The organism is Alteromonas sp. OM2203, from assembly GCF_048517045.1.
GTDB classification, from domain to species: domain Bacteria; phylum Pseudomonadota; class Gammaproteobacteria; order Enterobacterales; family Alteromonadaceae; genus Alteromonas; species Alteromonas gracilis.
The window spans coordinates 2319419-2330989 of the sequence record NZ_CP183209.1; the positions used below are offsets into that span (position 1 = coordinate 2319419).

6 protein-coding genes are annotated in these 11571 nt (G+C 44.2%); 4 read left to right on the forward strand and 2 right to left on the reverse strand.

Annotation, left to right across the window (positions count from 1 at the left end; translation table 11 throughout):
- Positions 1-43: 43 nt before the first annotated feature.
- Positions 44-1483: an aminodeoxychorismate synthase component I gene (pabB, locus tag ACM0P2_RS10370; protein ID WP_159118916.1), complete on the reverse strand. Its 1440-nt coding sequence runs from the start codon at positions 1481-1483 to the stop codon at positions 44-46.
- Positions 1484-1798: 315 nt separating this feature from the next.
- On the opposite strand from pabB, the gene ACM0P2_RS10375 reads away from it, so the two are divergent.
- Positions 1799-3328, forward strand: a complete 1530-nt coding sequence (locus ACM0P2_RS10375) for a fumarate hydratase (RefSeq protein WP_159118918.1) — start codon at positions 1799-1801, stop codon at positions 3326-3328.
- A gap of 247 nt (positions 3329-3575) precedes the next feature.
- Positions 3576-4865, forward strand: a complete 1290-nt coding sequence (gene rmuC, locus ACM0P2_RS10380) for a DNA recombination protein RmuC (protein WP_159118920.1) — start codon at positions 3576-3578, stop codon at positions 4863-4865.
- Positions 4866-4908: 43 nt separating this feature from the next.
- Here the strand turns inward: rmuC and ACM0P2_RS10385 are convergent, their stop codons facing one another.
- Complete coding sequence (locus tag ACM0P2_RS10385; protein ID WP_159118922.1) at positions 4909-8877, reverse strand: S8 family serine peptidase; 3969 nt, start codon at positions 8875-8877, stop codon at positions 4909-4911.
- A 523-nt stretch (positions 8878-9400) separates the two neighbouring features.
- Here ACM0P2_RS10385 and ACM0P2_RS10390 point away from each other — a divergent pair.
- Both ACM0P2_RS10390 and ACM0P2_RS10395 read left to right on the forward strand, forming a co-directional pair.
- A complete protein-coding gene (locus ACM0P2_RS10390; RefSeq protein WP_159118924.1) occupies positions 9401-10588 on the forward strand; it encodes a thiamine pyrophosphate-dependent dehydrogenase E1 component subunit alpha in 1188 nt (395 codons plus the stop codon).
- Positions 10588-11565, forward strand: a complete 978-nt coding sequence (locus ACM0P2_RS10395) for an alpha-ketoacid dehydrogenase subunit beta (protein ID WP_159118926.1) — start codon at positions 10588-10590, stop codon at positions 11563-11565. Before ACM0P2_RS10390 ends, ACM0P2_RS10395 begins: the two co-directional genes overlap by 1 nt.
- Positions 11566-11571: the final 6 nt, after the last annotated feature.

Below are 11571 nucleotides of genomic sequence, written 5' to 3' on the forward strand. Positions count from 1 at the left end.
ATGTTTTTAACTCAATAACTTATCGACTTTAATTAGAACCCTTTTACCAATTTATTGAAGCAAGTACAGGCAATATTTTCGACACTTTATCCAAGGTTTCTTGATATTCTTCACTTGGAACCGAATCTAAAACAATACCACCGCCGGCCCAGCAATGTAATTGATTCTTCTCTGCTAACACAGTTCTAATACAGATACTTGAGTCCATATCCTCTCGGTATCCCATGTAAAAAATACTTCCACAGTAGATGTTCCGCCGATGAGGCTCCAGCTCATCAATAACTTCCATCGCTCGTATCTTTGGGGCGCCAGTAATAGAACCGCCAGGAAACGCTGAAGCAAGAAGTTCAAGAGGGGATGCATTTTCATTGAGTTCACCTGTCACTGTGCTAACTAAATGATGAACGGCCTCATAACTTTCTAGTGCGAAAAGCGCGGGAACTTTTACTGAATTAGCTTTACAGTGTTTAGAGATATCGTTTCGAAGAAGATCAACGATCATCAAGTTTTCTGAGCGATCTTTTTCTGCAGACAGAAGGCTTTGTGCACTTGCTTCGTCTTTGTCTGCATCCTGGAAGCGCGGACGGGTTCCTTTAATCGGTTTTGTTTCAACGATACCGTCCTTTACTCGAAGGAAACGCTCTGGAGAAATAGAGGCAATACAACCTTGCGGTAAGTTGTAAAACGCTGAAAACGGCGCTTGATTATGGTCGCGTAAATGACAGTACGCGTGCCACATACTCCCCTCATAAGTCGCAGTAAATCTTTGCGCCATGTTTACTTGATAACAATCACCCGCTCTCAAATACGCATTAATTTTCTCTAAACATTGCTCGTAATCATCCTTAGATAGGTTTGATTCAAAAGGAGAGGAAAGTTTGAAACCAAGGGATTTATTATTGGTCTTGTTGTTCGAAAACACCTCGTGCAGCGTTAGGTTATCAGCGGTACAGAAATATACATATCCAGTTTGCGTGTCTTCAATTAGCGAAGACGTATAGAGACCTACGGTAAAATCCGGCGTGCTGTAGTCATTCTTGGCAATAGTGGGTAACGTCTCGTAAAAACGGCCTGTATCATAGCCTGCCATCCCGGCGACACCCACGATAAAGGGAAGATGTTCAGTCTCAAAATTCGCATGTACCTCAACTAACTTAACGCGAGCGTGTAAGTGTTGTTCGACCGCTTCAAAAGGGCTTAGAGAAAGGGGAGTACGCTTAGACGATACCGTATCAATCAAACAAACAGTGCTATCTTTAGCTTCGATAATGGCTGAGGGGGAGAACGCCATGATGTTAAAGCGGCCTTCACTTTTCGATGAGCCAGATGTATCAAATAAAATGGAGTAGGGTTGTGTTGCAATGTGCGTAAATAATGCGTTTAGGATGGCTCCGCCTGCATTACTGTCTAACGACATTAAGTCTATTATTTGATCTTTAGTAAAGCGACTTACATTTACGTGGATTGAATCTGCGTGTGACATAAATTATTTTAATACTTCTAACTATAAATGCAGCGCTCGCTGCACAAATCGCTGGTTGAAATTTATTACTGAGTTGAAATCTATTACTGAATTGCCGACCACGCATTCCTGCACTACTAGCTATTTTTGCCCTTAATTTAAATCTATTAAACTCGTCAACAGAGGCTAGGGTAACGATGCTTTAAACATTGTTTTAAAAAATAACTAGAATTCGCGCCAAGCGCATGGTTTTACGTGGTGCGTTGTCTTTAGATGCGCTAGTATACGCTTTTTTAGCTAGCTAAGACCACGAAAGCCAAATAAAAAGAGGATGTCATGACCGTTATCCGTCAACAAGACTTCATTGACAGCATTGAAGATGCCCTTCAGTTCATTTCTTATTACCATCCCCTAGACTACGTGAAAGCAGTCGAAGAGGCCTATAACAAAGAGCAAAGCCAAGCTGCGAAAGATGCTATGGCACAAATTCTTATCAATTCTCGTATGTCGGCAGAGGGCAAACGTCCATTGTGCCAAGATACAGGTATTGTAACGTGTTTCGTTAAAGTAGGAATGGGTGTCTCGTGGGATAAAACTGATATGACCGTTCAAGAAATGGTTGATGAGGGTACCCGTCGTGCTTATTTAAATCCAGATAATCCATTACGTGCGTCAATCGTTGCCGACCCAGCTGGTGCTCGCAAAAATACAAAAGACAACACACCTGCAGTTGTGCACATCGATATGGTAGCCGGTGAGAAAATCGAAGTAATGATTGCGGCAAAAGGCGGCGGTTCAGAAAACAAGTCAAAAATGGTAATGCTTAACCCAAGTGACGATATCGCTGACTGGGTTGTGAAAACTTTGCCATCAATGGGGGCAGGCTGGTGTCCACCTGGTATGTTGGGCATAGGTATTGGCGGTACTGCAGAAAAAGCAGCAGTGCTTGCTAAAGAAAGTCTTATGGACCCTGTAGATATTCAAGAGCTCATTGAGCGTGGCCCAGAAACCACAGATGAAAAGCTTCGCTTAGAAATTTTTGAGCGCGTAAACAAATTAGGTATTGGCGCTCAGGGCCTTGGCGGCCTCACGACGGTTGTAGACGTCAAAATCAAATCATTGCCAACTCACGCAGCGTCTAAACCAGTTGCGATGATCCCTAACTGTGCAGCTACACGTCACGCTCATTTCTATTTAGATGGTTCAGGCCCAGCAGAGCTAACACCACCTAAGCTAGAAGATTGGCCAGAGGTAACCTGGGAAGTGAGCGAAAACACTCGCCGCGTAAACCTTGATGAAGTTACCAAGGAAGACATCCAAGATTGGAAAGTAGGCGAGACAGTATTGCTATCTGGTAAGATGCTTACTGGTCGTGATGCAGCGCATAAGCGTATTCAAACTATGATGGAAAATGGTGAAGGCTTGCCAGAAGGCGTAGACCTTACTAATCGTTTTATCTACTACGTAGGGCCAGTTGACGCTGTCGGTGACGAAGTAGTAGGCCCAGCCGGACCTACAACGGCTACGCGTATGGATAAGTTTACCGACATGATGCTAGAGAAAACAGGCCTTATCGGGATGATCGGTAAAGCTGAGCGTGGGCCAGCGACGGTTGATTCAATTGCAAAGCATAAAGCTGTTTATTTAATGGCGGTGGGCGGCGCAGCATACCTGGTTTCTAAAGCTATTAAGAAGTCACGTGTAGTGGCCTTTGAAGATTTAGGTATGGAAGCTATTTATGAATTTGATGTTGTTGATATGCCAGTAACCGTAGCGGTAGATAGCACGGGTGCTAATGCGCATAAAAATGGTCCTGCCATTTGGAAAGCGAAAATTGAAGAACTGGATGCGTCTCTTTCTAAATAGAGAACTGTGTCCGGAACTTTAGTCTCGAAATGGTGTATTGAAAGAATCATCACCATCAGTGACTATAGCTTCTGTTAGAAACTAAAAAACGGGGGCGCGAGCGCCCGTTTTTCGTTCTGGTTGTCATTTTAATCTGCGTTTTAGTCCATGTTTTAACTTTTCCATCTCGCCCATACTGTATGTGCATTGGTATATTTTCCTGTTTTTGTTTATAGTGCTGTACAAAACAACAGTATGAACGTGCACTATGCTAATCAATCTTATCTCTAACGAACCTCTTGCCTTTTTGATCGCTTTTATCAGTATTTGTGCTTTCGCCCTTTACTTATTTGTTCGCAGTCGCGCTAATTCATCACAACTTACGCAGAAAGCGCTAGATTACGAGCAGTTGCTAGATGAACTTAATAATGAGCGGGTTACGAATGCGAAGCTCCAAGCGCAAAGCGATGCACACCAAGCTAGAATTCAGGCACTTCATGCGGCACATGAAGACAAATTAGCTGCGATGAACGCTTCTGAGCAGCGTTTGCAAATCCAGTTTGAAAACTTGGCAAACCGAATTTTTGAAGAAAAACAGCAACGATATACGCAACAAACGAAACACAACATAGAGGCTGTGCTGGCGCCGTTCAAAAATGAACTAGATGGGTTTAAACGACAAATCTCAGAACAACATATTCGTGAGGGTCAAGAGAGGGCATCACTTAAAACAGAAATACTAGGTCTTAAGGCCCTAAACCAAAAAATAACCGAAGAAGCCGCAGCACTTACCAGCGCATTAAAAGGTGATAACAAGAAGCAAGGAAACTGGGGCGAAGTGGTTCTAGAGCGTATTCTTAAGGAATCAGGTTTACGCGAAGGGCACGAGTTTGAAACCCAGATGTCTGCGACATCAGAGCAAGGGAAACGTTACCAGCCCGATGTAGTAGTGCATTTACCTAATGATAAGGACGTAATAATTGATTCGAAGGTAAGTCTAGCTGCCTATGAACGCTACTATAACTGTGATGACGAGTCTGAAAAGGCGCAATTTTTAAGTCAACATGTGGCTTCCATCAAAGGGCACATAAAAGGTCTTGGAGCGAAAGACTACCAAACCTTAAGAGGCTTAAAAACGTTGGATTATGTGCTGCTTTTTATTCCAATAGAGCCTGCATTTCTTATCGCAGTAGAAGAAGAGCCTGAGTTAGTCACCATGGCGCTTAATCACAATATCATGCTAGTGAGCCCCACGAATCTATTGGTTGCACTTCGAACAATTAACAATATTTGGCAGTATGAGTATCAGAATCAAAATGCGCAGCTTATTGCTGAGCAAGCGGCCAAACTCTATGACAAATTTGTTGGCTTTGTTTCTGACATGGAAAAAGTTGGGAAATCGATGGATTCAGCGCATGCAAGTTACGAGCAAGCAATGAACAAATTAACGAGTGGAAGAGGGAATATGGTGAGGCAAATTGAGAAATTTAGAGAGCTTGGCGTTCAGCCGAGTAAGCAAATGTCTCAACATGTAAAACAGCTTTCTCAGGACGAATAAAAAAGGCCGCTTTCAAAGCGGCCTTTCAATATCATATAAAACGTTATGAACGTTTCATGCGTCTACGTAGGTAAACTGCAGGTGCTAGTAGCAATGCAATCCAACCCATAGAACCACCAGACTTATCGTTAACCGTTATAGTCACGCTGTCTGTAGTTGTATCAATACCATCAGTTGCTGTTACTTGAACCGTTACACGATTAGCTTGCTCGTGGCTTGGTGCAGTACCAGTAAATGACGTGGTTTCAACACCGTTGATAGTGATGGTAACGTCGTCGCCGTCTGCGTCAGTCGCTGATGCAGTTACAGTGAATGATTCACCTTCATCTACGCTGGATGGTGCAGAGATTGAAAGTACAGGTGCATCTTGCACGCCTGCAACTGCTACCATTACTGTACCTTCGCCAATGATGTCGCCTTCTACAACTTCGCCTGCATCATCGGTGGTGCCCTCAACTTGAACAGTGTAGGTAAATGAATCTTCACCGAAGAAATCTGCGTTTGGCGTGTAAGTTACTGTACCATCGTCGTTAACCGTCACTGAACCGTTAGCTGCTTCAGTTGTTACTGTAACCGTTGACGGGTCAAGTGGCTCTTTATCGATAGTAATTGGTGTAAAGGTTCGGAAATCACCAGAAAGTGACTCCATCGTGAATGTATTGATGATTGTGCTATCCATTTCATTAGCGAGAATGTTAGCCGTTACCGAAGCATCTTCGTTAACAGATAGCATATCGTCCATATATTCACTTGAAGGAACAACAGTACCTGCATAACTGATTGTTACTTCATCGCCTGCATTAGCCGTTAGTACGAACTCATCACCTTCAACTGGAAGTGTGCCTTGAAGGCCTGCTGACGTCAGTGAGGCAAAAGTAGTACCAACACTACCAGATGAATTCTCTGCACCAACAACGGTTGCGTAAACTGGCGTGTCCATCGGACCGTAAACAAAGTTCACGTTACCTGTTTCGTATTCAAACCATAGCTGGAAGTTAAAGCTTGTACCATCTTCATTCCAAATCTGAGCATTTTCCCACTCAACAACAAAGTGACCTGTTGTTAGGCTTACCGCATAAATGCTACCAGTTCCAGCTCCACCACCAGCTAAATCGAAGTCAGTCCAATACGGAGCAATAACGTTATTTGGCTCATTTAAGCTTGGCAGCACTTCAGCAAACGGAGTAGTGATGTTGCCAGAGCTTGTACCTAGTGACACAAAACCGTTCGAAGAAATCTGCATGGTTGTGTATTCACTACCAAGATAAGTGATAGTGCGCGGTAAGCTAATTTCAATCGATGCATCATCGCATGAACCAGAACACTCTAGTGGAGCTATATCGATAGCCGACATAGGTAGGTAACGTGGTGCGCCTAGACTTTCAAGTAAATCACCGATTGACGTATCTGCATTCATTGATAATGATGCGGTGTTTAGTGCACCTTCCCAATACACGGTGCCTGAATCGGCGTCGTAGCTTACTGGTTCTTGGTTACCGTTTTTAACTGCTGAGATAGTTGACGGGTTGATGTCGTACTTGTGGTCAATTTCACCAGAAATACTAATCATACCTGTAACGTCAGTGTTAGTTGCAAATGCTTCGGTAACAACTAGCTCGCCTTCAGCTGCGAACTGATTGCTTACGTCGCTATCAAATAAAGACGGCTCATCGCTGCTTATCGGATAAACCGCAACGGGGATAAAGTAATCAGTTGTTGTATCGTCAGTGTCAGCCCAGTTAATCCCACCGAAAGACCATGAACCAGTAGAGGCTGTAGTAACGTCTACCGCAACCATGATTTCTGCAGACGCACCTGCTGGCAGGGTAGCCATTTGTGGTGTAACGGTTGCTACAATAGCTGGGTCATTGAACATTACAGTCGCATCAACAGTAACGTCTTCGTCACTGGTGTTGGTCACAGTAATAGACATTTCACAGTTTAGGTAGCAGTTACCGTCAACTAAGCTTAAATCACTGTAAGTAAGTTCAACGGTAGTAGCACGAGGAAGGTCAAGACGACCAGCACCCATATCAAAGTTGTCAGCTTGTGTAGCGGCGTCTTCTTTTAGTACATCACGGATAGAAGAAGTTACAAGGGCACTCTTAATTTGCTGTGCAGTCCAATCCGGGTGCATTTGTTTAAGTAAAGCCGCTGCACCAGCTACGTGTGGAGACGCCATTGACGTACCATCTTTAAACGAGAAGTTCTCGCCTTCGTGATTAGGAGCATCTGGTGATTCGCCCGAGAAAATACGAGTACCAGGTGCAGCAATATTTGGCTTCAGGAACGTTGGGTCGCCATTTGGCCCACGAGAACTGAATTCATTCATGATGTCAGCAAGGCTATCTGAAACCACACGAACGATTTCGCTGCCAATAGTAACGTTCAATGTTTCTTCAGTACTTTCCGCTAGTGCAGCAAGCGCTTGTCCTGGCGTAGCAGGGAGCATTAGTGAAGGGATAGTTTGCGCGTCGCTTAGGCCGCTCATTAAGATTGGCGCTTCTCCGCGACCATCTACGTTGTGGATGAGAACAGCTTCAGCGCCAGCCGCTTCTGCATTTTCAATTTTTGTTACGAAGCCGCAAGTGCCACGGCTGATAAGTGCAATCGCACCCTCAAACGCGCCAGCGTCGAATGCATCACAACCTTCCACATTTTCCGCATCAACTTCACCAGCATAAACAACCGGTGCAGTAATTGGGCTGTCGAACACGATGGCAGGGTTACCCACTGAATAAAGTGCTGGGATTGAACCGATTGTGGTATCACCCTCGATAGTCACTTCATTTGCAAACAAACGACCCGTTGTCGTGTTTGCTACAGTAATTACGTCATCAGAGCAACCAGGGCAGCCGATAGTCGTATCACCAGGGCCATCGTTACCTGCTGCAAATACTGTCACTACGCCAGCATCGTGCATAGCTTCAAGTACGTCTTCGTATACAGAGCCGTTAGGGTTACCGCCAGCTCCGCCGCCCCATGAGTTGTTAACAACATCAGCGCCGTCTGTTAGCGCAGCTTCTAGCATTGAAAGCAACATTGAAGATGCACCGCTAGAAGAAGCAGGATTTGCCGGTGTAGCATAAAGGCCTTTATAAGCCATTAGGTAAGCAGCTGGTGCAACACCAGAAATTTCTGCCTCAGCACCGTCGCGCTCAGCCATAACGCCGAAGTTACCAACGGCAGTACCAGCAACGTGAGTACCGTGGCCGTTAAAACCTAGCGGGCTTTCATATTCTTCCTCAACAACTGCGAAACCTTCTACGATGTCAGCTGCACGTGCAACGATAAGCTTGTTGTTACAAAAATCAGGAACTTCTGAACAGTAATCATCTGTAGGTAGCGTATCTGCAGCTGGCGCTTCGAAATTCTCACCACTGAACAGTGGGTTTTCTGGGCGAATACCACTATCGATGATAGCCACTTTTACGCCAGCACCAGCGTTTTCTTTACCGCCAAACTGTTCCCAAGTTTCGATAGCCCCGATAAGGTCTAAACTTGCATCCATTTGTGCGTGATGAATAACGTCTGGATATACCGCTTTAACTGTAGATAGGCTTGAGAGCTTATCGAGCGCGCTTTTAGAAACAATACCCGCAAAACCGTTAAATGCTGCTGTATAAGATAGGTCAGCTTTGAATGACTTATCAAAAGCTTTAATCGACTGGATGACAGATTGCTGTTGAGCTTCAAGGAATGATTTATATTCTTTGGCAGCGTTTGACGCGAAGTTTACCTTCTGACCTTTGTGCGCAGCCATACTGCTAACACTCGGGTTTACTGCACTGAACTGCGCCATTGGGGCGTCGTTCAATTGGATAATTACGCGAACGCTATCATTGTTTACTTGGATGGCATTCGCAAGGATATTTTTTTTGTCGAAAGATGCTTCGATTGCGTTTTGTTGTTCAACGCTATGACCGGAAATTTGATTTGATAGTGCGAACGCGCCAAAAGCAGAACCTGCTAAGGCGGTAGCGACTACCGTGCTAATAATTGTTTTTTTCATAATTATTCTCGTGTGAATAGTTCCCTGGAGTCCAGCGACTTTTTGGATACGAATTAAAGGTCAATCGCCTTTTTATAAACGTCCATTGCGCTGTGACTATTTATTACTAGCACACTTTTCATCGTTTTGTAACGTATGTTTCTGTAATACATAAATTACACATTTTGTTACATTTGTGACACGAGTTGGTTATGAAAATTAACTAGACAAATTCATAAAAACTAGCCCGTTTTTCAGCCCTAAAAGGTAATAAAATTACGTAATTAAACCAGTGTTCCCTCCGGCTGTAACGATAGGATAAAACGGCCGCGCGAAATACTCATCCTAGGCAATTATCATTAAATTTACATAAGGTTTACTTTTTTAGGACGCTTATCCTTCTAAGTTCAATTTATTGAGTATGACTATTTCACCGCTTTGTAAAAATCCATTTTAATAAGAAAGACGCTCCCGCGAATCTTCTACTAGCATATACATACGCAAATAAGTCGCTATCAACCCTAATCTCTGAGGGGAACAAAACGTGAAAGACAGAAATCATTTGGCCGAAGTAAAAACAACAAATAAGGTCGAAATCATTGCAAAAGGGGTAGTTGATATCCCTATGCTTCAAATTCTCTCTGAAGAAGGCCAACTTCTTGAAAAGGCTGTTGAGCCAGAGCTAAGTAAAGAAGAAGCGTTAAAGATTTTTAACACTATGCATTACATACGAGTGTTGGACGAACGTATGGTGGGTGCGCAGCGCCAGGGACGTATCAGTTTCTATCTTGCCAGTACTGGTGAAGAAGCGGCGTCGGTAGCAAGCGCTGCAGCGCTATCTGACGATGACATGATTATGTCTCAGTATCGTGAGCAAGGTGCGTTGGCATACCGTGGTTACTCGACAGAGCAATTCATGAACCAAATGTTCAGCAATAAGGATGATCCTAATAAAGGACGTCAAATGCCGATTCATTATGGTGATAAACCTCTTAATTTTATGACTATCTCATCCCCCCTTGGCACTCAAATACCGCAGGCTTCTGGCTATGCCTATGGGCAAAAAATGTCAGGGAAAGATGTCGTAACGATTTGTTATTTCGGTGAAGGCGCTGCGTCTGAAGGTGATTTTCATGCAGGTCTGAATATGGCCGCTGTACTACATTGCCCCGTAATCTTTTTCTGCCGAAACAACGGCTACGCTATTTCAACACCTGCTGAGGAACAATTTGCCGGAGACGGTATTGCATCCCGCGGTCTTGGATATGGTATTAAAACCATTCGCGTAGACGGTAACGACGTGCTTGCCATTTATGCTGCAACGAAAGAAGCTCGTCGCATAGCCATAGAAGAAAAATGCCCTGTACTTATTGAAGCGATGACGTACCGCTTAGCAGCGCATTCCACATCAGATGATCCGACAGGCTACCGCTCTAGAGAAGAAGAAGATAAGTGGCGAGCAAAAGATCCTATCGCTCGAATGGCGCATTGGTTAGACAGCAAAGGCTGGTACGACGAAGCTGAAAACCAAAAACGAGTAGACAAGGCAAGACAAGACGTGCTCGCCGCCATGAAAAGTTGTGAGAAAACGGATGTGTGTGCAATAGACGATATTGTGGAAGATGTTTACGACACACCACCGTGGCATTTGAAAGAGCAACTAAACGAACTGAAAGCGCATATCAAGAAATATCCTAAGATGTACCCTAAAACCGCAGGGAGAATAAAGTAATGGCTAAGATGAACCTACTACAAGCAATAAATAATGCGCTCATCACAGCCATGACCGAAGATGAAAAGGTAATGGTGTTTGGAGAAGATGTTGGCCACTTTGGCGGCGTTTTCCGTGCAACCAGTCATCTTCAAGAAAAGTTTGGCAAAGCTCGTTGCTTTAATACACCACTGACTGAGCAAGGAATTATCGGTTTTGCAAATGGCTTGGCCTCACAAGGTTCAGTGCCTGTAGCTGAAATACAATTTGGAGATTACATCTTCCCAGCGTTCGACCAAATCGTGAATGAAACCGCTAAATGGCGCTATCGTTCAGGTGGGCAGTTCGACGTAGGTACGCTGACTATACGTACGCCATATGGCGGCGGTATTGCTGGCGGCCACTATCACAGCCAATCGCCTGAAGCATTTTTTGCTCACTGCCCTGGATTAAAGATCGTAATTCCAAGGGATCCATATCAGGCCAAAGGTTTGTTACTCGCGTCAATTCGCGATAAAAACCCAGTGCTATTTATGGAGCCAAAACGTTTATATCGTGCCTCTGTCTCTGAAGTACCAGAAGAGGACTACGAGCTGCCGCTTGGTAAAGCAGATATTGTTCAAGAGGGAAGCGACATTACTTTGCTAGGCTGGGGAGCACAGATAGAGATTCTACAAAAAGCGGCAGAAATGGCGCTAGAAGATAGTGTCTCTTGTGAAATCATTGACTTACGTAGCATTCTGCCATGGGACGTAGAGTCGGTAATGCAGTCTGTTATGAAGACAGGTCGCCTACTGATAAACCATGAAGCACCTTTAACCGGCGGTTTCGCGAGTGAGATTGCTGCCACAATTCAGGAGCGTTGCTTTTTGTATCTAGAAGCGCCAATCGCAAGAGTATGTGGCCTAGATACACCCTATCCGTTGGCTCATGAAAAAGAATACATGCCAGATGAAACAAAGACGTATGAAGCCATTAAGCGTACGTTACATTACTAATTCCGG

Excerpts from the sequence above, each read along its gene's own strand:
- pabB (WP_159118916.1), bottom strand. The coding sequence starts at position 1,483 with ATGTCACACGCAGATTCAATCCACGTAAATGTAAGTCGCTTTACTAAA.
- ACM0P2_RS10375 (WP_159118918.1), top strand. The coding sequence starts at position 1,799 with ATGACCGTTATCCGTCAACAAGACTTCATTGACAGCATTGAAGATGCC.
- rmuC (WP_159118920.1), top strand. The coding sequence starts at position 3,576 with ATGCTAATCAATCTTATCTCTAACGAACCTCTTGCCTTTTTGATCGCT.
- ACM0P2_RS10385 (WP_159118922.1), bottom strand. The coding sequence starts at position 8,877 with ATGAAAAAAACAATTATTAGCACGGTAGTCGCTACCGCCTTAGCAGGT.
- ACM0P2_RS10395 (WP_159118926.1), top strand. The coding sequence starts at position 10,588 with ATGGCTAAGATGAACCTACTACAAGCAATAAATAATGCGCTCATCACA.